Below are 23,023 nucleotides of genomic sequence, written 5' to 3'. Positions count from 1 at the left end.
AGATTTATTGTGGGGCGTCTCCTTTTGTCTCGTCAGCACCCGCGATCCGCCTGGGAACAGTAATATCATCAATAAGGCCATAGTGCTTAGCCTCTTCAGCGGTCATCCAATAATCCCTTTGCAAATCATGGAGCAATGTGGCCATAGATTGTCCCGTGTGTTGCGCCAATACTTTGGCCAATTGTTCCCGAGTAGCTATCAATTCGCGCACCGAAATGTCCACATCGGTCACTTTCCCGCCTAATTGCTGAACCGACGGCTCATGAATCATAATTCGCGCATTAGGTAATGCAAAGCGTTTGCCGGGCGCACCCCCCGCTAACAAGACCGAGGCCATACTCGCCGCCAGTCCCACACACAAGGTGGCCACATCGGGCTTAATGTACTGCATGGTATCGTATATGGCCATGCCTGCTGTGACAGACCCTCCCGGTGAATTTATGTATAAATAAATATCTTTGTCGGGATCATCACTTTCGAGAAAGAGTAATTGGGCCACAACCAAATTGGCCATGTCATCTTGTACCATGCCGGATAAAAAAACAATACGCTCTTTTAACAACCGCGAATAAATATCATAGGACCGTTCACCACGATTGGTCTGTTCTACCACAATAGGTACTAACGGCAAGACAATTCCTCCTTACGGGCTGTTTCTACTCTTCCACTGACCAAAGACAAGTGTGATGTCCGTGACTTGTCATTGATCTCTCTATTTTTCTCATGCCTTGGCAATGCGTGAATCCGGACACAACCATAGCGTATTCGGCAAACTTTATGATCCCATGCACAATTTCTCTATTTGGTTCAGGATGAACCTTTCCCCCTAACATCACGCATCGTCTAAGTTCTTCCTTAACCGTATCATATCTTGACAGACAATGTGGTTTTCAATAATTGGCGGATCATGATCATTGACAAAAAAATTTGGGATAACATCGATCACGCGAAAGCCTGCCTTTTGATAGAAGGCCAACGGGCCCAAACTGGAATTGCCAGTTCCCACTTCCATCCACTTGTATCCCTCTTCACGCGCCCACTGTACGGCATGATCCAAAAGAGACTTGCCGATTCCGTGGCCTTGCCAATCTTTGTGCACCGCAATATTCATGAGTTCCACGCGCTTTGCGTCGGTTTTTGCTAACACATAGACGCCGATGGTCCCTTCTTGCCCTTGCGCGACCACACATGGCCCTTTGCCTAAATACCTCTTAATGCGTAAGATTGATGGGTCTGCCAACAGTAATAAAGACCACGGAATATCTTCTTCAGCTCTCACAGGGCGAAAATCATATGTGGGTGCTTGCGTTTCGCCTGAGGGTCCCATGTTTTCCACATAGTGTGTGAGGGCTCGGTGATAACGGGCGAGATCGGAACTCTGACACTGGTTAAGGATCCAGTCGAGAACAAACTGGAGCGCTTCTCGAGGTTTTCCCTGACTGTCTTGTGCTATGGCCATGAACACCGCAAAGGCAGGGAACTGGAGAAAGGCGGTCATGACCTCCTGCAATAAGACCACCGCTTCATCGAAGCGCTCCAAATTGCGTAGAGAACTTGCCCACTGCACCTTCGCATAGGCCTCATATTCGGGGGTTAAGCCGAGCCCGATCGCTTGCTGGTATAAGGGGATAGCGTCATGTTCTCTCGAGAGAAAATCTAGCACATTAGCCAACTCAAATGTTGCGCGGCCGGAGTCCGGATAGGCCTCCGCAAGATGTGTGAAGTAGGTTCTCAGTGCTTGAGGATTATCATGAAACTCTGTCCATCCCTGCTGAGCCTTTTCCTCAATATCCTTATCCTCCATGACTCGCCTTGCCTTTCATTTCCCTCATCTGGGACGTGATTGCCACATCTCTATCCTCTCATTTTTTAAGGTTTCCGGCCAGCAGAGGCCGAGCTTACGAGCCCTTGGTCATAACCCTGGGATGCTTGCCATTTCAGACGATAATTCCTGTCCTGGCTTATCCCTTAACATATCTCCTCCCGATATGTTGCTATTTATCTAATTTTACATTGATCTAATTAGATTGTTATGATATGGTGTGCATGGAAAAGAATACGGCATTGCCAAAGGAGAAAGCCGATGAACAATGATCAGGACGCCTTATTGACTTTTCTCAAAGTCCTCTCGGACATGAGCCGTTTACGCATTTTGGGCGTGTTAGCCACACGCAACGCGAGCGTCGAAGAATTGGCGGCTGCTCTTAATTTAAAACCCCCCACCGTATCCCATCATCTTAGCCGTTTACGTGACGTGGACTTAGTTCAGATGTCTGCCGAGGGCAATACGCACATCTACCAGTTGCGTGCCGAGAATTTGCGGCAATTTAGCCATCTCCTCACCCCAGAACACCTATCGGGATTGGCCGCCCCTATTCCCGAAGATGCGTGGGAACGCAAAGTCTTGCGTGATTTCTTAAATGGCGAAGAACTCAAAGAGATTCCGGCAAGCCGGAAGAAACGTGTCGTCATTTTAAAATGGCTTGCCAACCAGTTTGAATGGAATCAGCGTTATAAGGAATCTGAGGTGAATGCCATTATCAAACGTCATCACCCCGATTATGCCACGTTACGACGAGAATTGATTGGCTACCAACTCTTAGCACGAAGTCAGGGAATCTATTGGCGCATAGAGCCAGAAACGTTAACCGCAGCGGAATAGATGGGATTAGATAAGCGATATCCCTTCAAACTCCCACAAAATGGCCTACGACATTATCCCCAGATTCCCTAACAAGTGCCAGAGAATCTGGGGGTTCATTGGAATGTCTTTTCGTTCCTTATCATGCAACTCCACAAAGACAGAATGAGGGGTCATTCAAAGAAACAGCCATTACGTTCTTTACCGATCATAGCGAATAATGATTCCGAGTTATCGTAATCGCGGCTCATGAACGAAAATCCTAATTCTGGCACAGACGCCTCAAACACAATGGATGCCGTAGCCCGGTGAAAAGCGATTTCATATTGTTCCGGCGGATTAGACCAGCCAATTTCCGGTCCAAGACCTTTCCAGCGAATGCGTACACTCACTCGGGCCTCATACGTGGGGCCAGGTGCGGGAAATTTGGGTTGGTCAATCACGGGATAATCACAGACCACGACCTCCGCTACCTGCCCGTCTTTGCTAATCCGCAAAGCGTTCTCTGGGATGGGCGTCGTCCAAAACAGTCCGTTAGACGCAATGGGCTGATGAAAACTGTGCAATTGGTCATTGACGCTCGGAAAGCTCACTGAGCTTGGATAGAGGTCGAGTCAAAGATGAATAAAAGTCCCGTAGTGCTTTTCTCCATCCTCCGTCACATACTCACCCTGCATAAAGCGGACATCGGTGCCTGGCCCCCCAAAGCGTACCATATGCCCTGCGTTATCGCGGCCCCATCCCGCTAAAATCGCGGTGGCCACCCGTCCTCGAAAGTTGAAAATTTCCGAGGGCTCGGTATAAGGAGCGGGCGGCACATTATGGTCACCCTTCGCATCGATTTCGGGAATCGGTGTCGGCAGGGGAAGAGAAGGTATCGGCGTGGGTTTTTGCCCATACCGGCAAGGACCACATGCCTGGTCCAATCGTTTTGGAACCCGCATCGTCATTCTCCTTCCAATTTGCTGGTTTTCAATTCCATAATATGGATGTCACCGCAAAGTGTTCGCCAAACGATGTGAGTTCCAGAAAAAGCGTCATTTCAAATTCTACTCGACCATGATTTGTAGCCATGTCCGTTTCTTACCCGTAAAATAATGAGAAACATGTCTTGCATACGACTCAACAAACTCTCATGCCGAACTTCGGCATGAAAGGACGAGGAGTTCCATCATGCTGCAGGCAAACAAGTTGTTTGCCAACAAGCCTGCGTTGGACAAGACATCTCGTGCGCCTCGTGCATCTTACCAGCTAACTATATTCCATCATATGGAAGATAACAGATCTGACCACCCTCTAAATACGGTATACTGCTAGAAAAGAGCGTCTTGATGAACAAATGATGACCTCCAACATCACATCATGCCTAGGAGAATCGCCATGCCCGAATCACTGGAACAATTACTCCAACGTGTGACGCAGCAGCAAGACCAAATTGCTCAGGCGCGTCCTCTGCCAGAAGCTACTCTGCGCAGTTTGTTAGACGATTTTCTCATTCGTTTTGCACACGACACCACAGCCCTCGAAGGTAATACCTTGACATTGCACGAAACCCAAGTGGTATTAGAACACGGGATAACCATCGGCGGAAAAACTCTCCGCGAACATTTAGAAGTGACCAATGTGGCAAAGGCATGGGAAGCCTTAAACGCATGGGTCCGATCCGCGGAGCCACTTACAGAAGAGCTTTTGATCCATCTGCACCGACTGACGATGGCTGGCATCCTACCCGAAGAGGCAGGACATTACCGCACCGTTCCTGTTTTTATTCGCGGCTCTCAACACGTTCCCCCTAACCCGCTGCGTGTCCCCAAGGCCATGGAAGATTTTGTGCAAAAATTTGCACATCGGCCCCCAGGGATGCATCCGATTGTCTTTGCTGCCCATGCACATATTCAGCTGGCGGCCATTCATCCGTTTATCGATGGGAATGGCCGCGTGTCGAGGCTTCTCGTCAACGGCCTATTGCTCCGAGAGGGGTATCCTCCAGCATCCTATCCAGCCACGTCTCGCGCAGAATATCTTGCGACCTTAGAACGAGCCCAGGTCACTCAAGATCGTGATCCTTTCGTCCGCGTAACCGCCGAAGCAGTGGATTGGATGCAGCAACGCTACCTCCTTGCGATTCGCCACACTAATTCCATGCCCCCTATTCAGGATCTGGACTCTGACTAAGAGGGAGAAGTCCGGCCATGTATCGTGGTTCTCTTTGTCTAACGATAATTCTGCCATGAAAGATCATAATGGGTCTTGTTCTCTTAAGGGTCTTTAAAGAATAAACCTTACTTAAGCTGAACTGCCATACCCATGGACCATGCTGCCCTATTTTAATTTCTCCAAGGAAAGGGGAAAACCGAAATCCGTGTGCGAACATAACATTGCCCGTAGTGGATTGGATCCCACATAAAATACGTCGATCCCCTCGCTGGACGATGATCTTCATCCCATGATCTTATGGCACCGATTCTGCTGCGTGTTGGTGCTGTCGTAGCGGAAGCAACCACGCGATAGCAAACAACAGAACAGGATAGAGCAACATCCATGTAAACACGGCCATAAATATCCCGGTCACGATCAAGGTCATCACAGCCAATAAACGGGATCGCCACGAGCGATTAAGCTTGAAATAAGCGAAAATGCTTAATAAATAAAGGACCAAGAAATTCTGACTAAAGTTTAGAATTAAGGTGGTAATGGAATAATGCCATAGCGCCATCCCCACGTAATTAAGGGTATACAAAATCCACAAGGTGGCTAAGGCATGGCGCGGAGCGCCTGATGCATTGTCGATACGGCCTAAAAAGGGCGGTAATACCTGATCACGCCCTCCACTATAATACAGGCGTGATCCACCCCAAACCCAGGCGTTGGCATTAATCACCGTAATCAGGAATGCTAAAAGAGCCACCAGGTCGCCACCAATCCCTCCCAATATCTGATGAAACATACCTGCTATAGGGGCTTTTGTGGTAACGGCAGCTGTTTGGGGTAAAATCGTCACCACAGAAAAGGTAATACCCAAGTACAGCAATAAAATCACGGCAAATCCGATGAATAAACTGAAACGGAAGTCACGCTGGGGATTGCGGAATTCTTCTGCCGTAAACGACATGTTTTCCCATCCCAAATACGCCCAAAACACCAAAGCCATCGCTTGCCACAAGGGATGCCATGCTAGATGCCAACTGATACGGGCCAGACGGGAATGCGGCAATACCAAAAAGACCGTGACGGTGAGCAACGCACTCAGCAACGCGACGGTAATATTTTGAAGCCTGGTCCCCGCCTTGACGCCCATCCAGTTAGTTCCGACTGCCAACAGCACAACCCCATATCCCACCGCCATCGTCTGCCAAGAGTTAAGTCCTAGCGCATACGCCACGTAATTGGCACCAATTAAGGACAACGCCGGAATTCCTACGGGAAATGTACCCGCCAAAACGTACGTCGCCCCCTTGGACCAACGGGAACCGAATGCCTGAGCAATGTACCCCGCGATGCCGCTGGCATCGGGATGCCGTTGAGTTAGATTCGAAAAGATGAGAATGAACGGAATCGCCATCATCCCCATGAACAACCACGCCAAAAGCGCACCGCCCGACCCAACGTCGTGATAAGTCAGACCGGGCAACAAGAGCAGGCCTGAACCCAAAACCGATCCAATCGTCAACGCTACCGCATCCCAGATCGTCAGTGTTCTTTTTAACACGATATCTCCCTCCCGTTAAGAGCCGCGTTCTTAGGCTCCTGCCATGAGTAACAAGCAGTTCTTAGCCCATTGCATGGATAGTTCGTTCCTTAATCGCAGTGCCTTAACCCCCGTTATCCTCTCAATTGCGGCCTATATCTTTTCGTTAGTCCTCAGTGAATTGGTCCTTCCCCAGTGTGATACATCGCCACCTCACATTCGCCATGGTTTTACCCGAAAATCTGTAACACAATCAATTTTCTGACTCTCCTTCATGAGAAAAACAAGACACCGTTTTAATAACTATTTACCGGTTACATTACCAAATGAAAGAAACACTTGTAAATAGAAAATTTACCGGTTACACTCCAAATGGAGGGATGTCGATGATGGATACCGACGAATCCTTGACCTTATGGACCGCTTTAGTGAACACACGATATCTTCATGACGGTCACGAGGTCGATGACCTCAAGACGCCTGAAGGTTTATTAGATTGGATTAAGCAATATTTCCCAGATATTGTCTCTTCTCATCCTGTGGACAACCCAATATTTATTGGCCAAATGCTACAGCCTTTAAGAGATCTTCGTGAGATCTGTCTCCTGATTGCCACTGCGCTGACCCATCACACACCCTTACGCGATGCCCTAAAGCGGTGGAATCAGTGGCTGGAAGATCTTAACCTAAAGGCTCATGTCATATGGAACGAAGGTCAATTTCACGAAGTGATCCACGGTGTGGACCCGTCTCAGCATATACTTTGGCGTATTAGCCATAGTCTGGCGGAAACGTTGCAACGCGTTCCCTCTGAACGCATCCGCCAATGTGAAGACGAGCAATGTATCCGGTACTTTGTCGATACATCCCGGGGCGGACACCGTCGCTGGTGTAATATGGCAACCTGCGGAAATCGTCAAAAAGTTGCCCGATATCGAGCTAAAAACAAAGGTAGCAAAACCCGTTCTGGCGCAGTCCCTAAACGGTAACCATTGTGCTATGGTATATCCTCCGCAAATGGTATGCTCAGCACCAATCATCCCCTTAAGAGAGTAGACTTGGAACAACACCCATCGTTGATTTACCACGAGGTAAGGGATCATACGAAGACATAAATCAATGCTTAGATGGCCCAGGCCCTCTGTACAACCAGAAATTTTTGAATAATACTAGATAATAAGACCTCATAATCGAGACCCCAGAAGCGACATCTAATCAGGCCCAAGTCGTGTTCATCATAACAAGAAGGAGTAGAGACGATGACACAGACAAAAATCGTCTTGGTAATGGACGTTCCCGAACCCCCAAACACAGTCATTCGGTGGGATCTGGCATGGCAACTTTTTCTACCGGATGCACTCGGCGATATTCCAGCGGGAGACGGGAAACAAAGCGTGCCCTTAGCGCGCTGGTTTTGGGAAGCCATGGGCCATATGACGGGCCGTATTCGCCCAGATAGTCCTGAGACGGTATTCTGCGTTGTACCACCACTAACACCGGCTGCTGAAGATTTTGTCATTCGATTAGCGTCCTTTTGGTCAGACATCATCATTGACCACCGTCAAGGACCAAGCGAGCACAATTGCTGGCGTGCGCCGATAGTCAATGTGTTCGGAGAAGATACTCGAAGTGAGGCGGAGGCACAATTGACAACAACGTATGGGCAAAATGAGACGGCGCACTATTTCATGCCGCTATTAGGCGTGGGCCGAGCATTCATGCGAGTCGAGGTCGTTCCCCCAGGCAGTGCCACCGCTCGACTGCACAGCCATTCCGCGGTGGATGAGTATTACTTGGTGTTGTCTGGACGCGCTGTGTTGAGAATGGGATCTCATGAGTTGGAGGTCGGTCCGGGAACTCTCATTGGGAAGCCAACGGGTCCGGATTTAACTAGCCACTTGGTTGCCTCTCTTGGAGAAAGCATCATGGTACTCGATATGGAAATTTGGCCGGACCGTGAACTGAGGAGCAAAGATATCATCTACTATCCCGACCAACGGGAACTGCTGTGGCGAGGCGAAGGTTGGCGTGGTGCCCAAGTCATCTCATCCCTGGGCTCGGCTTGGGATCTGAAGCAACATTATGATGATGGCTATGTCCGACAAGATGATGGCCATTGGGTCCCGGCCAATATTCCGGGAACAGACCCCAGAAAACCGCGTTGACGGCAATCAATATTTTCGGACTTTATTTGGATTGCATGGTTTACACACATGTTGGCGCATAGCATATATGGACTGTTTCATACCTGTGAGCAAAAAAATACACGACCAGGTCGAGTCGATAAATCATCACGCTATGGGCGACACAATTCCAAAAACAGTAGTCGCCGTTCGGCGCATGTTGTTAATCTGTTATTAATAAATATGGCTTGATGTCACAATTGATGGTTGACTTAATAACACAAACAAACATCCGCTCATTACGCCAACGACTCCAAGTAGACATAGTGATGGCCTTCATCGCGAGATGTTAACAAACGCGAAAAGTCGCCCTTTTGAATCGTTCATAAGACAAACGATTGCCTGCTCCTATTTAAAGAGGACAGATGAATCCTTTTGTGGTCATCTCAATAAGGTGGCGGGCCGGACCTATCGCTATCGTGCCTGTGGCTATCAGACCCACAGTGGAGACGATTCACATCAAAGGTTCGATCCCTTGCATCATGAGATGGGTCATATGCAGACCGGATTTCCATTTGATCAAGCCCGAGTCATCAATGTTTAACACCCATATGTCTCCATTTTCGATTTCGAAATTGCGGTAACTCACTAAAGAGAGCCCCAAAGACGCTGCAATAAATAGACGCATCACGGTATTATGCGATATCACCAAAATGGTCTCGAAAGGACTGGTTACCATATCGTCAACAAAACTTCTCATGCGTTGAGCCGCGTCAATGCCGGATTCCCCATTGCCTCCTGCTTTGTTGAAAGTGGGATCCTCAATCCATGATTGCCATTGCTGCGGATAATTCGACTCGATCTCTTGTTGCGTTAATCCTTCCCAGTCCCCAAAGTCGATTTCTTTCAACCGATCATCAAGATGTAAAGGAAGTCCTAATCGTTCCGTAATCGGTAATGCCGTCTTTCGTGCCCGTAGTAAGGGTGAGGAAAAAGCTTTATCAAAAGGGATGGTCCCTAACATTTTGGCTAATATTCGAGACTGAAATACCCCCGTTTCGGCTAACGCAATATCTGAGCGTCCACAATAACGGTTTTGATTACTATTCCACTCGGTTTCGCCATGACGAATAAAGTAAAAGGTTGTCATCGACAATGTTGTTACCTCCGTTGTGTTACCTCTCTGTTATCTCTGCCTTGATGCATTTGTGGGGCATTTCGTTTTGTGATCCAAAAGTGTTTAGGTACCATCGTCCGGTAATGAGATGGAACCTCGGTCAACTTCAACATAACAAAGGCTGTCCATGCCTCACGGGTTCCATTCCCCATCCCAATTGACGGCATTCTGCAACTCGGGCATAAAGTCCTCGGTCTACAGATAGTGTCCTAGCTTAATTCTCTCCTGATGGAAAAAGAGGCGGACTGCGAGCGTGGGCGGAAGACAAATCATCAGGGATTGTCGCAGATATATCCGTTTTCTGGCCCAAGGAAGTCCCTCCATCGTCCGGTTTTCCCACTGTTCCAGAAGTGTCTGATATCAAGGATTTCTTTCACCTCGGCCACGCCACGACCATGGCATAGGCCCCACAGGCATTTCATCATGGCCCTTAGAAATGACGCATCTTTGTTTCTTCCCTGAGATGTGATGCTGGCCCTCATCTTGCATCCTGTTCTGTCTTGTCGTCGCATAGTTAGCGTACCAGCATTACTATGCGCTGACTAATACCGAAACACAAAACCACCTATAAGTTTTGGATGATGGATTCTTTCAAAGTCATTGTCCGCGGATATTGATCCCGCATTGACCTCGCCCGCCCATTATTTTCTCGCGTTTAGGGCGGTTTCCACGCCAGGGACGATGGTTCTGTTCTTAAAACTCCATCCTCGACCAAGAAAAGAGTTCGTGAGGAGCCTCAAATCAAACTCTCCCCGTTATTCTTGGTGAGGACCTCCTGCCTGCATCGATCCTAAGGCAGGATGGGAATGGCTTAGAAGAAGATTCTTGAAATGAGCAGCTGGTGGTGCCAAAAATCGATCACGAAGTTGAACGACGTGCCAGTAGCGCACCCGGGGAAACCCTTGAACGTCCAAAATTACTAGCTGCCCCGTACGGAGTTCTAGTTCAATGGCACGGCGTGGTACGACGGCTATTCCCAAACCGTGCGCCACGGCTTGTTTAATCGCACTATTGCTAGCCAATTCCATACCGATACGCACTCTGATGCCTGATTCCCCAAAAAACTGCTCCGTGGTGGCACGGGTTCCCGAACCTTCCTCACGCATCAAAAACGATTCCTTGGCCAGCGCATTCAAAGGAATTTTTTGACGGTGCGCTAATTTGTGCTCCGGCCAAGCAATCACGACCAGTTCATTGATTAAAAAAGGAGTCGCTTCCAATTCTTCTTCGCGAGGAAATTGGCCAATCACGGCCAAATCAATTTCACGGGCTAAGAGCCGTTCGATAACGGTTCGGCGATTGGTTACATCAAGACTGATATCCACGCGGGGAAACTTTTGTCGAAAAATGCCCAGGTATTCCGGCACGACATAGGCGCCAGCCGTCGTATCGGCGGCCACCCGGAGTCGTCCGGCGTTCCCGCCTTGCAGTGCACTCATCGCTTCTCGCGTTTCTTGCAAGGCGTTGAACACCCGCTGGCTATATTCCAGAAGCTGTGTGCCTGCGTCGGTCAGATAAATTTGCCGTCCCACTTTTTCAAAGAGTGGCATTCCTATGGTTTCTTCGAGATGTTTGATGTGCATCGACACCGCCGGTTGACTTAAAATCATATCTTCTGCCGCGCGCGAAAAGCTCATATGCCGGGCCACCGTGCGAAATACGCGTAATTGATGCAGGTTGATTAAAACCTCATCTTCTCTCAAGCACCGTTTCCTCCTGACATCACGATTCTTTGTTAAAGGACCCGCGAAACCTCTCTACCGCCTATTTGTCATCGGTGAAGAGCCACCGGTTAGCTCTCATTCTTAGGGATTACACCAGGGGCAGTTATCAGGCGGCGCCACTTCCAGTCCGTCTGAACGCGGATGCGTTTCGCGGTAGTCACACAATGCACACCCAAAAATTTCTCCTCGCACCAAAAGGGTTTCTTCACCGCACCACGCACAAGGCAACCCGCGAACGACATCCACTTTGCCCCAGCCCGGTGTTCTGCAGTGAGGGCATAAAGAAGCCAGCCGATGAGCCAATTTGATGGCCAGTTCATGGAGTACCCGTTGCCGGCTAGGATTCATAAAAGCTCGCATATCGGTTTCGACATGGGCTAAGCCATCTTCGGAGGCCGACCTACATTGTTCGATAGCTTTTTTCAGATCCTCAAGATTGATGATTCCCTTGAACAGCAAGCCTGAGGAAAATCCCGAATTCGGGCGGACAATTAATCCATGTGAGGGAAATTGTGCCCGTTGAAGAAAGTCTGTTACATCATCGACATGATGGGCTTCTATATGCGCATAGTTCGTTTCCGTACTGAGAATTTGTTCGGTCACTTCAATGCCGAGACGATCATCGACGAAGGCCAAAAGTTCGTGATGTCCCGGAACAAATAACAATTGAGGGTGGGGACCAAAGCTTCCTTCACTGGCTAGACCTAAAGGAAGACCTAAGGCATCCATTCCCATCCGGGCCTTTTGTATCACCACTTCCGCTGGGGTCCCGTTTCGGGGAATTTCGCCGCTAAATGTGCCCAATACATCCGTATCCAGATGAGGAGGTACACAAACCTCAAGACCTACGATCTCCTGTAGAGGCGGGCCTACCACATGTTCTTTTTCATGTTTCGTAGCGAGAGCCACCTTCTGCCCGTGGTACGGATGATTCCGCTTTGATCCTGGCGTCATTGATCTTCTCCCTTGTTCATTGGGTCAAAGCCGCCTTGAAGGCAGCCTAGTCAAATTATGCTATTATTATCATGAATCTTATGTCATATATCAAGAGGCAGAGCCCACCAACACAACCCCTCAGGGGCTTGGCGTCCCTTGAGCGGTCTTGGACACTATCACTTTCGCGGCAAACCGTATCAGCTCTCCCTGATCATCTTTAGGGACGACATGTCTTAAGCCCCCCAAGACATCAAGGCAGCTATTTGAAAAATTTTTTCTTCTGCTCCCCCTTAACCCTTCACAATGGGATAAATTTCATCAAACTGTTTCACCAGGTATGTCGGACAAGCCTTATAAAGGGCAGTAGGGGAGCCGTATCCGTATTCGACGGCTACACTGTCCATATGCCACGTCGATGCCGCCAGAATGTCCTGTTCATGATCCCCGACCATAAGAAAAAGCTCCCGGCTAACCCCAGGAGTTTGTTCGATAATGTGCTGTAACACATCGACTTTTCGCGAACGTCTCCCGTCGAATTCACTTCCCACCACCCCAGTAAACAACGGCCGCAAGCCAAAAAAGTCGAGAATTTGTTCGCTAAATCCTGTCGGCTTGGATGTGGCGAGCCAGAGAGCGACGCCATCATGGGCCAGTCTTTCCAATGTGGCTTTCACATGAGGATACAAATCATTTTCATAAAGTCCGTGTACCGCAAAATATTCCCGGTAATAGCTCACCGCGCGCCACGCCTCAGCTTCCGTCAATCCATAACGAATAAAGGATTCATGAAGAGGAGGTCCGATAAAAGACGTAAGTTCATCACATTTGGGAACCGAGGGGAGAGCCATTTTTCGCAAGGCATATTGCACTGAACGGGTAATTCCTACCTTCGGATCACTCAGGGTTCCGTCCAAGTCACAGAGCACGACCGAATATCTGGGCATAAGTTTCTCCTTCCTCGCTGTAGCTCAATGCCAGTCGGTCACAGACTCTCAGGACCACAATTCTAAGGCCACTGATATGAATTAGAAGATGTGGGAATATCATTCCGGATTTCATGACCGAGCGTTGTCAATCAAAATAGGGTCCCCTGTCATAGTCGATAGCAAAGATCTCTAAAGGATAAGGCAAAGAAAGCGTGCTAAGGCTTTCCGGTGTACGATATTCGAAGGCTGTGACTTCGCCGTCGATGGGCTGTAACGTACCCGTCATGACTTGGCCGCGAAAAACGATGATGAAATACTCCACAGCATTGCCATCAGGATATGTCCAGCGAAATTTTTCTCCGCCTAGAACCGCCAACACTTGACGGGGTTCTACCAGAAGTCCGGTTTCTTCCGCGACTTCCCGAATCACGGCTTGCCGAGGCGTTTCACCCATTTCGATCGCACCGGCCGGAAGTCCCCATTCCCCATTTTGGGATTTAACACATAACACATGACCTAATGCGTTGTGAATCACAGCAGCCACAGCCGGATTAAATATGAGGTCTGTTCCGATTTTTTCACGGAGCTGTTGGTAATAGGGTGACATCGGCATGGTCCGCACCCCCCTTTAACAAGTTTAAAATCGCATGGCAAGCAAGGGAACCAGATCGTTCTTCATGATTTTAAACGATTTGCCTTAAGGAGAAGTACCTATTCGCTATTAAAACAACAAAATACCGGAGGAGGAGAAATAGGGTAAAGACATAGCGGAGAAGGTAGTTGGCCTGAGATGAGACCGGGATTAGGATGCTCTTCCATGAACCCGCCCATGATCCATTCAACGCCTAGCACGCCCTAAACTAGTATCTAGAGTCCGAAGCTAAAGAACCTTCATTCCGTGACCGCCTCATATTTCGCATTGGTCGTGTTCTAGAATCTTCACAGTACAGCAAAAGAGAAGACTAGCCTGTCCGAAAAGACCCGCATTAAGGAGAGATCCCTCGATAAAATTCGTCAACACACAGATTAAAAAATTGACAGAACAGGTATATGCAGTAGACTGAAAACGATGTGTCCGCACGTATTACACGTTGTCTTCGTGCGGTAACAAAGAGCGCACGATGGACGCAACACCATTATTAAGGAATCATGTCGGAGACGCAGGTAGAGGGTTCGTGTGAACAGAAAAACGATCACGTCATGGATTGTCAACCATCCTTGGCACACGATCATTTTATGGACCGTGATTTTTATCGGTTCCCTGCCGTTTATGTTAAATTTAACCCACCAGTTCAAGACCGACGGTCTTGGTGTGCCAGGCAGTCCTTCCCAGCATGTCCAAGATATTGTTCAACAAAATTTTGGTACCTTGGCGAATTCCACGGCAACCGTCGTGTTCTATTCCCCTCACCATGTCAATCAGCCCGAGTATACCCAGGCGATGACACAGATTTTACGTGCCATGCGCAAGGTTCCCGGGGTCGCCTCGGTTCCTTCGGTCCATCAACTCATTATGTCAAGCGATGGCCATGTGATGTATGGCACCATCTTCTTTAATCATGTGACCACCAACTCCCTGGCCGATACCAAGGCCGTTGTCCCCATCCGCCAGCTCCTCGCTAAAACACCCCCTGGCCTTACAGGAGGCTTAACGGGTCTAGTCCCTCTCGAACGCTCATTTACTGATCAAGTCGATAAAGATTTAAAAACGGCCGAAATCTGGAGTTTCCCGTTAACCCTCATTGCCCTGGTCTGGATTTTTCGCAGTGTCATTGCGCCCATTGGCCCCCTCGCCATAGGATTTGGAGGAATTACGGTAGGCTTAGCCGGAATCGACCTCCTGGCCCGCGTAATCGCCATTGCACCCGAAGTCGAAGATGCTGCCGCCATGATTGGCCTGGGGGTCGGAATCGATTATGCGCTATTAATGGTCCACCGTTACCGCTTGGCAAGACAACAGTACAAAGCCCCTGATGCCGCCAATCTTGCCGCCAACACCGCCGGACGGGCCGTTTTGTTCTCGGGCAGTATTGTCGCCGCGGCTTTTGCCGTGGTGCTCTTAGTTCATCAACCCTTAATGCGTTCAATGGCCCTCGGTTCCTTAGCTGCGGTGTTAGCCACTGTTATCGCGGCGCTCACGCTATTACCCGCCATTTTAGTGGTTTTAGATCCGTGGTTAGACTGGCCTTACCGAAAAGCGTTAGAAAAGCCAAGCCACTGGTGGCAATCGTGGGCAACCCGCGTGATGAAACGACCCCTATGGAGTCTTTTGGCATCGGGGACCCTTTTGTTACTCCTGGCATGGCCGGTCACTACTATGCATTTTTGGAATCCTGGTGTCGACACCTTACCCGCATCTTCACAAACCCGGCAAACCTATGATTTATGGCTTAAGCACACGTTTCCCGGGGTCGGCAGTCCTTTATGGGTGGTTCTGAAAAAATCCTCGAGCGTTTATACGCCCTCGACCTATAAGCAAATTCAGACCATCAGAGCACAACTTCTTCGTCAACCGGACGTTCATCAAGTGCTGCCGCCGCTGCCTAACTTGCCAGCAGCGGCCTTTAAGGCGCTCCCTCCCGCTATTTTCCATGACGCCTTATCACCGTCTAGACACATCTTTTTACTCACCGTATTTCCCAATTCCCGTGGGGAATCGCAAGCCACACAAGCCTTAGTGCGCCACTTGAGGTCTTTGTCTTATCCGTTTTCAGGCACGGTGCTCATTGGCGGCGGGGTCGCCTATACAGTGGATGTCATCGCGCTGATCTTGCACTGGCTTCCCATTGTCGCCGTGCTCATTGCGATCACCACCATGATCTTGCTCTTTCGACTATTCCACTCCCTAGCCTTGGCCATTAAAGCGGTCCTCATGAACTTGTTATCGGTTTCCGCAGCCTCTGGTCTTCTCGTCTTGGTTTTCCAAGAGGGATTAACCCGCCCGATTACAGGAATCGGGGGGGCGGGAGCCATTGATTGGACCACGCCGCTTATCTTGTTTTCCGTTCTATTTGGGCTCTCGACCGATTACGAAGTATTCTTATTAACTCGCATTATGGATTATCATCATGACCACTATCCCGACTCCGAAGCGATTGCCCAAGGTCTCGCGGATACCGGCCGCATTATTACCGGAGCTGCGCTCATTATGGTGACCGTGTTCATTGCCTTTGGTGTGATTGGATTAGAATTCATGCAGGAACTCGGCCTTGGATTAGGTATCGCCATTTTGCTTGATGCCACCATCGTGCGCTTAGTCCTCGTTCCGTCAATTATGCGCCTATTAGGATCCTGGAATTGGTGGCCAGGGACCTAAATGATCAAGTCATCAACCAAACAATCAAGAAAAGTCCCCCCTAACGTAATGGGCTGGAGACTTTCCCCGTCAGCCAATCGGTTGTAACCGTTCTTCATCCCCCCTTTAGCCCCAGCATCATGCGGTTAAGAACCTTAAAATCATCCAGCCACCGTATCCGAGCTTCTCTGAATAGGAGCCGTAAGAAGATAGGCCTGTTCTCGATAGGTCAGTCACGGCATTTCTCCTCAAACAGTAAAGGAAATGATGCCCTTGCCCTTCGGTGCCTCATCGCATAAATCTTTCAATTGCTTGGTCAATGCCTTGGTCAATGCCTTGGTCAACGTCTTGCCAAGATCATGGCCTCTCGTACGACCATCTCTCTTTGTGTATGGCGGGCGGATTCATTCATAAACCTTGTTAATTTTGTTCATATATTTTATTATTAATGTTAGATTACTTCCGTATCTATGTAAGATCTTGTTCGATTATGATGGCAGGTCAGTAATGTTTTTAAATTCTTATACTGCAATCTCTCATGTGTTCTCATGCTTTCGGTTCTTGAAGAAAGGTGATGTGCATGGCAAAAGTCACTCCCGCAGATATTGAACGCATTAAACGCGAAAAAGACGGATTAGCCGTATTAGAGGATATTCCCAAGTGGATTGAGGACGGAGTGTCATCCATTAGTCCTGAAGACTTGGTGCGTCTCAAATGGTTAGGGTTATTTTACCGCGAATCAACCCCCGGGCTATTTATGTTACGTCTTCGTATTCCCGGTGGCCGTCTTTCGCCACCCCAATGGCAGCGGATTGCCGATTTATCGCGACGTTACGGAAAGGGACACATGGATTTAACCACGAGGCAATCCATTCAACTACGTTACATTGCCCTTGAAGATGTTCCGGCCATTTTTTCAGCGCTCACAGACGTCGGCCTTTCCAGTTGGCAAACCGGAATGGATAGCGGGCGCAATATCTTAACGTGTGCCTTAGCGGGACAACTGGCAGACGAAGTGCTCGATACACGGCCCGTGGTTCGCGAATTGTCGCGCCTCTTTGAATATCATCCACGCTATTCCAATCTTCCCCGCAAGGTCAATATCGCCATTACAGGGTGTCCTGCCAATTGTGTTCACGCGGAAGCCAATGATATCGGCTTTATTCCCGCCACATCCCATGGCGTCACCGGGTTTAACGTGTTAGTGGGTGGGGCTTTGGCTCACCAATACCGAGGAATCGGCATGGCGCTTAACGTTTTCGTCCCACCGGAAGACGTCGTGCCCTTAACGACCGTCCTCTTAGATATCTACCGGGACGAGGGACTCCGAACCAACCGTTCCAAGTCCCGTCTTCGCACCTTGGTTTTAGAAAAAGGTGCAGAAAATCTGCGGGCGGAAATCGAACAGCGCCTTAGGCATCCTTTGCAACCAGCGGGCGTGGACCTGCGAGCACTGGATCATCATGATCACTTAGGAGTTATCCCTTCTACCGAACCTCATGCAGTTCACATGGGCCTTCACGTCCCCTATGGCAGCATAACAGCGGACGATTTCGAAGCCCTGGGGAACCTCGCCCTGCGTGGAGGATCTGGGGATTTGAACCTCTTGCCCAGTCAAGATCTTGTGCTGTTAAATATCACAAATGTCTCAGCCATCTCCCAACATCCGCTGTTGACCAAATATTCTCCAGATCCCCCATTACTCGAGCGTAATGCCGTGGCTTGCACGGGCAAACCCCATTGTCCCTTAGCCATTACCCATACCAAAGAACCCCTCTCCCAAATTTTGTCGACATTGTCATCTGACATCCGCTTACGCCAAAGTGTCACCATTTCCTTTTCGGGGTGTACGAATGCCTGCACCCAGCAAGGATTGGCCGATATCGCCTTAACCGGGGTCAAAGTGAAAGTGGGAGAGCAGTGGGAAGAAGGGGCTGATATCTTCATTGGAGGACAGTCTGGTCCCAAGGCCCGGATTGCTGAACGTCTTTACCGGCAAATTCCATTCAGTCAGCTCACCCGCACGTTAGAAGAGGTGATATTGACCCATTTTGCTGATCGCCTCATGCATGAGAATCCGGACGGACACCCAGGTGCCGTGGTGTCCCAGGAGGCCTCATCATGAGCGCATTGCCCATCGCCATTGAATTAGAAAGACAAAAAGTTCTGATCATTGGCACAGGCGCCTTGGCACACGAACGTATTGTAAGCCTTCTTGATACGGGAGCCGTCGTGGAACTCTATGGATCCCGCGATCCAGATAGCCCAGTTGAGAGTGATATTCGAGAAGGCCGTGTGAGTTATTATCACCGCGATGTCTGTGAACAGGATTTTGTGGGTGCTAAACTGGTGTTTGTTACCGATATCCATAGGCTGAGCCCCCACATCGCGGTGATTCAAAAATGGGCTCATCAACACCATGCCTGGCTCCATGTTGCCGACGTGCCGTCATTGTGTGATTTTTATGCCGTCAGCCAATTACGGCGAGGCGATTTGGTGATCGGCATCTCAACAAGCGGAAAAGCCCCAAGCTTGGCCAAGCAGGTGCGCCTGGCTCTCGAAAATCTTTTTGATGGATCGTGGGCTCCTTTGGTTTCGAAACTCTATTATTACCGCTGTCAGCGTTCGGAACAGGCTAGTTCGGTTAAAAGAGCACACTTGCAGCAATGGGCCCAACATTATGTTCACAAGCACTTGGTCTCTCGCATTGTACGCGCACAGGGAGAGATGGATCCCGCTTATTCCGACATTCCTTGCTGGCAAGAAGAAATGCCATGACAAGACACCCAATGCTTTTCACTTGTGCACGGCGTTTTTTTTGGTTGTGCCGACCCATCCTAAATGGTTTACACTTTTATTCGTACCTGTTCCTAAGTTTTGCATGATACAAACCCTGGAAGGTCGGTGAACACGGTTAACCTTAAAGGACTAAACTCATGAAGTACACGCTCGCCCTGCTATGGGATGCGAAGAGCACTCGAGCTATTGCAGAGGTTTGTGCGGCACTCACAAAAGCCGGCTTGAGGCCTAAAGAATTCGATCCTGTTCTAGGACCCCATATGACATTATTTAGCACGGAAAGATTGGACCCCTTTTCGATCCAAAAGGGGTTAGAAGAATGTGTATTCCCTTCCTCGGCGCATCTGCCTGCTCTGTTGCTTGAGAAAATCACGACTTTTCCGCATGCGCCCCATGACTTGTTCATTGAGGTCTTACCTCATGCTCCCCTGAAGAATCTTTATGATCACTGGTTAAAATGTTTGTCTCCCAGCATGGGCCGCCTTTTGTCCACCTCCTTATCCCATTCGTGGATTCCCGGGGTCACCCTAGCTTCTCATTTGGGTGATACGCTGCTTGCGCGTAGCCGTCATCTGGCCCTCAATCTCTTTACGCCCCTCGTCGGCCATATCACAGGGGTGGTTCTCTACCAATCTGAGCCCTCAAGGCATGGAATATACGCCTATTACCCGTTGAATACCAAGGATCTCGAGGGATCATCGTGGTTTTTGTTTAACCATCACCTCATGCAACAGCAGTATTTTTCTGCCCATGAGGACATTGAAGCCTTATGGCGCCAACACCATGATACCCGCTCTCAAAGCACGATTTGGATTGCCGCCCTGTTTGTCCATTGGCAGCGGCAGCAGTTCACCGGAGCGTCTAAAATCTTAGGCAAATTCGTCCAAGATCCCACGCGTATTCCTCCCCTTCTACTGCCTAGCATCAAATCGTGGCAAATTAAACTGAGCCAGCAAACCCCTTTACCCCTACTAAATGCCTTTGAGAGAATGGCACTCATTCGGTGGGCCCGCTACGAATGGTCACCGTTCTGAGCCTAAGCTCACGAACTCTAGGTGCTCCCTCAGAAGCGTGTCCCGACCGAATGCTGAAGCTTTTTTCTGGTAAGGGCCGCAGGCCAGATCGAGTCTGTCGAAGCACTGGAAGGTGGCCACGGTCAGTGGTGTTTTGATACACTGAAAAAGAGGTTTTTCCCCAAGTGCCATGGTCCGTGCAGTTTGCCAAGACTATGGTTCGGTGCCCTCGGGGCTTCTTAAAGCGAAAAGGAAGGACGAAAGGAAGGGATAATCCTATGGCTTCTTTCCCGTATCACATTCGGCCAGCAAGAGCTGATGACGCGGAAGCCATTTTTCGCGTGCAAATAGCCAGTTGGCGCAGTACCTACTCAGGACTTATTGCCTTGAGAGACTGATTTCCTAACGCTTCGACTCCGCTAATCCCCGACAGGGAACACGAATGAGATAATCAAGGCATCAAAATATTATACGTCTCATCAATCGTATCAAGCCCCATACGCGCTTAAAGTCTTGCTTATAATCAAAAGAGAAGCGACCCGTTGAAACCGTTCGGCAATCATTGACGTTACGAAATGGAGCATGATCATGCCCACGCCCATCACTCCAAAAAACTCAAAAGACCCTATGCCTTTTCCCACCATACCCTGGCGCATTCTCACCTGGTGGATTTTGATACTGCCCGTATTAATGGTCTTGGCCCTCATTATTCATAGCTTTTATCTGCTTCTGTTTTCCCATGTCATGGCGGGCTCCTTATGGACGGGTGCCGATATTTTTCTCGGATTTCTTCTTGGCCCCATTTGGAAACATCTATCGCCCAGCGAACGAAAAGCGGTTCAATCCCGTCTCATTCCCAAAACTTTACTCTATATGCCTGTTTTAGGTCTCACCACGGGAACAGCCGGATGGTATGTTGCCCAATATAACGGGTTTGCCACCACCCACAGCACCATCTTCGGATGGATTGTCGCCGCCGGATTCGTGACCGTCACTTTAACCGTCGTCGGACTGGGTATTATGCTGCCGACCAGTCTTTCCATGCTCAAAGAAATGGCGCGACCGCATCCCGACCCTTCCCGCTTAACCCGCCTTATCTTTCGCAACCGTCGGTTAGCGGCTGTGCAAGGCCTCCTACAAGTGACAATCATCCTCATTATGGTCTATCTAACTATCGCCCCTTAATCGAAGGCGCATACAAAACATGATTGTTCCGGAGTGAGAGGCAAAGGGGAAAAAATCTTGAGTAAAAACAAAAATATCGGGTCATATCAATTGAAAACCCCTCAAAAGTGTTATGTGATAGTGAACACAGATTAGTGTTTATCGAGTCACATTTTGGCCCGTACCGTCCTTGATTTCTCAATGGCACGCCAATCGATGCTGAAATACATTGATGCAATATATTGAAAGGATTACACAACCATGCCGAAAACCCTTCAGTCGTTTCGGTCCGTAATCACAGGACCCGTGATCGTCCTTTTTTTAATTTCTTTCATCGTCCCCTTTTCAGCATTTATGCTTTATCCCTTCCTCATTATTTACTTCACGCACGTCTTGCACTATCATCCCTGGCAAGCCGGCTTGTTGTTATCTGTCCGTTTCTTAGCGAGTGGAATTTTCGGGTTTACTGGGGGACTTGTGTCCCAGAGACTGGGGAATCTTCGCACCTATATCATTTCTGGCCTCCTGAGTGCCGCAGCAATCGTGGCCTTGGCTTTCACGCACAAACCGGCCACCATTGTGATGACCCTTGCCATCTTAGGACTCGCTGCGTCCACCGTTAACGCGATGGCGCGGGGCTTGGCTAACGAACTGGTCAAAGACGAGTACCGAGGGGTCATTCAGAACTATATTCATTGGCTCAATAATATTGGCATGGCGGCGGCGTTGCCTCTCTCTGCTCTCCTCTTAGGAGGAGGTTATTCACGCGCACCCTATTTTTTTGCAGCAGCAGGTTATGCGCTCGCAGCCGGGGCGCTCGCGATGACTGTGGGCCGCTCACGATCTCGGTCGCCTGAGCCCGCGTTAAGAATGTCCCAGTCCCCATCATCTATGAAGCCGTGGCAGATTCTCCAACATGATCGAGCGTTTTCCTGGCTTCTTTTGTCATTTGCGCTGGTCGTCATCGTTGAAATGCAGTTTGAATCAGGCGTGCCCCTAGACTTGTCTTTTCATTTTGCTCATGGGGCAAAGTTATACGGTGTGCTCGGAGCTATCGATATGATTCTCGTGTTTTCCCTGCAACTTCTTGTAGCCCATTTTTTGGATAAACACCCGAACTCGTGGTCTGGATCAGTCGGCATGTTTTTACTGAGTGGATTAGTTATCGGAGCCATATGGCAAACAGTTTTAGGCTGGAGTATTGCCATCATTCTTCTTAGTGTGGGCGATGTCTTTGCCTTTGGTCAAATCTTTTCGTTAATGGGTGTGTTGCCGAAAAGTGGCCAACATGGGCTATACTTTAGCCTGTTGGGCATGGTCCAAGGTTTTGGCACCTTCGTGGCCTACGCATTAGGAGGCATAGGGTATGAAATTTTACACCCGTTCGGCATGTTCATGCTGACCATTCCCCTAACCATTCTTGCCGTCTTCTCTTATCGCAACGCATTCCGCCTCGGAACAGCCTCGCAAGAAGAACGGATGATAACCACAGGCTAATGGTATCCATGGGCCAGACTTGAGGTATCCTTAGCCATGA

20 protein-coding genes are annotated in these 23,023 nt (G+C 49.2%); 10 read left to right on the top strand and 10 right to left on the bottom strand.

Annotated elements, in window-relative coordinates:
* Positions 1-4 precede the first annotated feature (4 nt).
* Positions 5-631 carry an ATP-dependent Clp protease proteolytic subunit gene (locus B8987_RS12910; protein ID WP_020373692.1) on the bottom strand — a complete coding sequence of 209 codons (627 nt, stop codon included), beginning with the start codon at positions 629-631 and terminating at the stop codon, positions 5-7.
* Between the two features lie 201 nt (positions 632-832).
* The gene (locus B8987_RS12905) at positions 833-1,804 is read right to left on the bottom strand and encodes a tetratricopeptide repeat protein (protein ID WP_020373691.1); all 972 of its coding nucleotides are present in this window, start codon (positions 1,802-1,804) and stop codon (positions 833-835) included.
* Between the two features lie 279 nt (positions 1,805-2,083).
* On the opposite strand from B8987_RS12905, the gene B8987_RS12900 reads away from it, so the two are divergent.
* Positions 2,084-2,662: a metalloregulator ArsR/SmtB family transcription factor gene (locus tag B8987_RS12900; protein ID WP_020373690.1), complete on the top strand. Its 579-nt coding sequence runs from the start codon at positions 2,084-2,086 to the stop codon at positions 2,660-2,662.
* 152 nt (positions 2,663-2,814) lie between these two features.
* Here B8987_RS12900 and B8987_RS12895 read toward each other — a convergent pair whose 3' ends face one another.
* Entirely contained in the window at positions 2,815-3,234 is a 420-nt protein-coding gene (locus tag B8987_RS12895; RefSeq protein ID WP_139793556.1) for a hypothetical protein, read from the bottom strand.
* A 21-nt stretch (positions 3,235-3,255) separates the two neighbouring features.
* Positions 3,256-3,585 carry a hypothetical protein gene (locus B8987_RS12890; RefSeq protein WP_020373688.1) on the bottom strand — a complete coding sequence of 110 codons (330 nt, stop codon included), beginning with the start codon at positions 3,583-3,585 and terminating at the stop codon, positions 3,256-3,258.
* A 436-nt stretch (positions 3,586-4,021) separates the two neighbouring features.
* Between B8987_RS12890 and B8987_RS12885 the strand changes: the two genes are divergently transcribed.
* Positions 4,022-4,816 (top strand): Fic family protein, encoded by a 795-nt coding sequence (locus B8987_RS12885; protein WP_020373687.1) that lies wholly within the window; start codon positions 4,022-4,024, stop codon positions 4,814-4,816.
* A 277-nt stretch (positions 4,817-5,093) separates the two neighbouring features.
* On the opposite strand, the gene B8987_RS12880 is transcribed toward B8987_RS12885, so the two are convergent.
* Complete coding sequence (locus tag B8987_RS12880; protein ID WP_020373686.1) at positions 5,094-6,350, bottom strand: APC family permease; 1,257 nt, start codon at positions 6,348-6,350, stop codon at positions 5,094-5,096.
* A 365-nt stretch (positions 6,351-6,715) separates the two neighbouring features.
* Between B8987_RS12880 and B8987_RS12875 the strand changes: the two genes are divergently transcribed.
* Together B8987_RS12875 and B8987_RS12870 are read left to right on the top strand one after the other, a co-directional pair.
* Complete coding sequence (locus B8987_RS12875; RefSeq protein ID WP_020373685.1) at positions 6,716-7,318, top strand: CGNR zinc finger domain-containing protein; 603 nt, start codon at positions 6,716-6,718, stop codon at positions 7,316-7,318.
* Between the two features lie 270 nt (positions 7,319-7,588).
* A complete protein-coding gene (locus B8987_RS12870) occupies positions 7,589-8,494 on the top strand; it encodes a cupin domain-containing protein (RefSeq protein WP_020373684.1) in 906 nt (301 codons plus the stop codon).
* A gap of 472 nt (positions 8,495-8,966) precedes the next feature.
* Here the strand turns inward: B8987_RS12870 and B8987_RS12865 are convergent, their stop codons facing one another.
* The 5 genes from B8987_RS12865 to B8987_RS12840 all read right to left on the bottom strand — a co-directional run bounded on the left by B8987_RS12865 (position 8,967) and on the right by B8987_RS12840 (position 13,828).
* Positions 8,967-9,602, bottom strand: a complete 636-nt coding sequence (locus B8987_RS12865) for a histidine phosphatase family protein (protein ID WP_040767067.1) — start codon at positions 9,600-9,602, stop codon at positions 8,967-8,969.
* A gap of 782 nt (positions 9,603-10,384) precedes the next feature.
* Positions 10,385-11,332: a LysR family transcriptional regulator gene (locus tag B8987_RS12855; RefSeq protein WP_020373681.1), complete on the bottom strand. Its 948-nt coding sequence runs from the start codon at positions 11,330-11,332 to the stop codon at positions 10,385-10,387.
* A 102-nt stretch (positions 11,333-11,434) separates the two neighbouring features.
* A complete protein-coding gene (locus B8987_RS12850; RefSeq protein WP_020373680.1) occupies positions 11,435-12,307 on the bottom strand; it encodes a DUF6671 family protein in 873 nt (290 codons plus the stop codon).
* Between the two features lie 272 nt (positions 12,308-12,579).
* Positions 12,580-13,233: an HAD hydrolase-like protein gene (locus B8987_RS12845; protein WP_020373679.1), complete on the bottom strand. Its 654-nt coding sequence runs from the start codon at positions 13,231-13,233 to the stop codon at positions 12,580-12,582.
* A gap of 127 nt (positions 13,234-13,360) precedes the next feature.
* The gene (locus B8987_RS12840; protein WP_020373678.1) at positions 13,361-13,828 is read right to left on the bottom strand and encodes an NUDIX domain-containing protein; all 468 of its coding nucleotides are present in this window, start codon (positions 13,826-13,828) and stop codon (positions 13,361-13,363) included.
* A 564-nt stretch (positions 13,829-14,392) separates the two neighbouring features.
* On the opposite strand from B8987_RS12840, the gene B8987_RS12835 reads away from it, so the two are divergent.
* From B8987_RS12835 to B8987_RS12810, 6 genes are all read left to right on the top strand, one after another.
* Complete coding sequence (locus B8987_RS12835; protein WP_084661663.1) at positions 14,393-16,531, top strand: MMPL family transporter; 2,139 nt, start codon at positions 14,393-14,395, stop codon at positions 16,529-16,531.
* Positions 16,532-17,090: 559 nt separating this feature from the next.
* Positions 17,091-18,635: a hypothetical protein gene (locus B8987_RS12830; protein WP_020373675.1), complete on the top strand. Its 1,545-nt coding sequence runs from the start codon at positions 17,091-17,093 to the stop codon at positions 18,633-18,635.
* Positions 18,632-19,288: a precorrin-2 dehydrogenase/sirohydrochlorin ferrochelatase family protein gene (locus B8987_RS12825; RefSeq protein ID WP_020373674.1), complete on the top strand. Its 657-nt coding sequence runs from the start codon at positions 18,632-18,634 to the stop codon at positions 19,286-19,288. The genes B8987_RS12830 and B8987_RS12825 overlap by 4 nt, the downstream gene beginning before the upstream one ends.
* Before the next feature lie 158 nt (positions 19,289-19,446).
* Positions 19,447-20,343, top strand: coding sequence for a DUF309 domain-containing protein (locus B8987_RS12820; protein ID WP_020373673.1), 897 nt, complete (start codon positions 19,447-19,449; stop codon positions 20,341-20,343).
* Between the two features lie 567 nt (positions 20,344-20,910).
* Positions 20,911-21,507 carry a hypothetical protein gene (locus tag B8987_RS12815; protein WP_040767032.1) on the top strand — a complete coding sequence of 199 codons (597 nt, stop codon included), beginning with the start codon at positions 20,911-20,913 and terminating at the stop codon, positions 21,505-21,507.
* A 240-nt stretch (positions 21,508-21,747) separates the two neighbouring features.
* On the top strand, positions 21,748-22,983 hold the full coding sequence (locus B8987_RS12810) for an MFS transporter (RefSeq protein ID WP_020373670.1): 1,236 nt from the start codon (positions 21,748-21,750) through the stop codon (positions 22,981-22,983).
* Positions 22,984-23,023: the final 40 nt, after the last annotated feature.

Origin of the sequence: Sulfobacillus thermosulfidooxidans DSM 9293, assembly GCF_900176145.1 — a bacterium.
Classification (GTDB): domain Bacteria; phylum Bacillota; class Sulfobacillia; order Sulfobacillales; family Sulfobacillaceae; genus Sulfobacillus; species Sulfobacillus thermosulfidooxidans.
The sequence above is the reverse complement of the archived record's forward strand: the minus strand, read 5'-3'. Positions and strand labels throughout refer to the sequence as shown.

Coding starts and splice junctions, on each gene's coding strand:
- B8987_RS12905 (WP_020373691.1), bottom strand. CDS start 1,804: ATGGAGGATAAGGATATTGAGGAAAAGGCTCAGCAGGGATGGACAGAG.
- B8987_RS12820 (WP_020373673.1), top strand. CDS start 19,447: ATGAAGTACACGCTCGCCCTGCTATGGGATGCGAAGAGCACTCGAGCT.
- B8987_RS12875 (WP_020373685.1), top strand. CDS start 6,716: ATGATGGATACCGACGAATCCTTGACCTTATGGACCGCTTTAGTGAAC.
- B8987_RS12870 (WP_020373684.1), top strand. CDS start 7,589: ATGACACAGACAAAAATCGTCTTGGTAATGGACGTTCCCGAACCCCCA.
- B8987_RS12830 (WP_020373675.1), top strand. CDS start 17,091: ATGGCAAAAGTCACTCCCGCAGATATTGAACGCATTAAACGCGAAAAA.
- B8987_RS12845 (WP_020373679.1), bottom strand. CDS start 13,233: ATGCCCAGATATTCGGTCGTGCTCTGTGACTTGGACGGAACCCTGAGT.
- B8987_RS12825 (WP_020373674.1), top strand. CDS start 18,632: ATGAGCGCATTGCCCATCGCCATTGAATTAGAAAGACAAAAAGTTCTG.
- B8987_RS12900 (WP_020373690.1), top strand. CDS start 2,084: ATGAACAATGATCAGGACGCCTTATTGACTTTTCTCAAAGTCCTCTCG.
- B8987_RS12865 (WP_040767067.1), bottom strand. CDS start 9,602: ATGACAACCTTTTACTTTATTCGTCATGGCGAAACCGAGTGGAATAGT.
- B8987_RS12850 (WP_020373680.1), bottom strand. CDS start 12,307: ATGACGCCAGGATCAAAGCGGAATCATCCGTACCACGGGCAGAAGGTG.
- B8987_RS12840 (WP_020373678.1), bottom strand. CDS start 13,828: ATGCCGATGTCACCCTATTACCAACAGCTCCGTGAAAAAATCGGAACA.
- B8987_RS12890 (WP_020373688.1), bottom strand. CDS start 3,585: ATGCGGGTTCCAAAACGATTGGACCAGGCATGTGGTCCTTGCCGGTAT.
- B8987_RS12885 (WP_020373687.1), top strand. CDS start 4,022: ATGCCCGAATCACTGGAACAATTACTCCAACGTGTGACGCAGCAGCAA.
- B8987_RS12815 (WP_040767032.1), top strand. CDS start 20,911: ATGCCCACGCCCATCACTCCAAAAAACTCAAAAGACCCTATGCCTTTT.
- B8987_RS12810 (WP_020373670.1), top strand. CDS start 21,748: ATGCCGAAAACCCTTCAGTCGTTTCGGTCCGTAATCACAGGACCCGTG.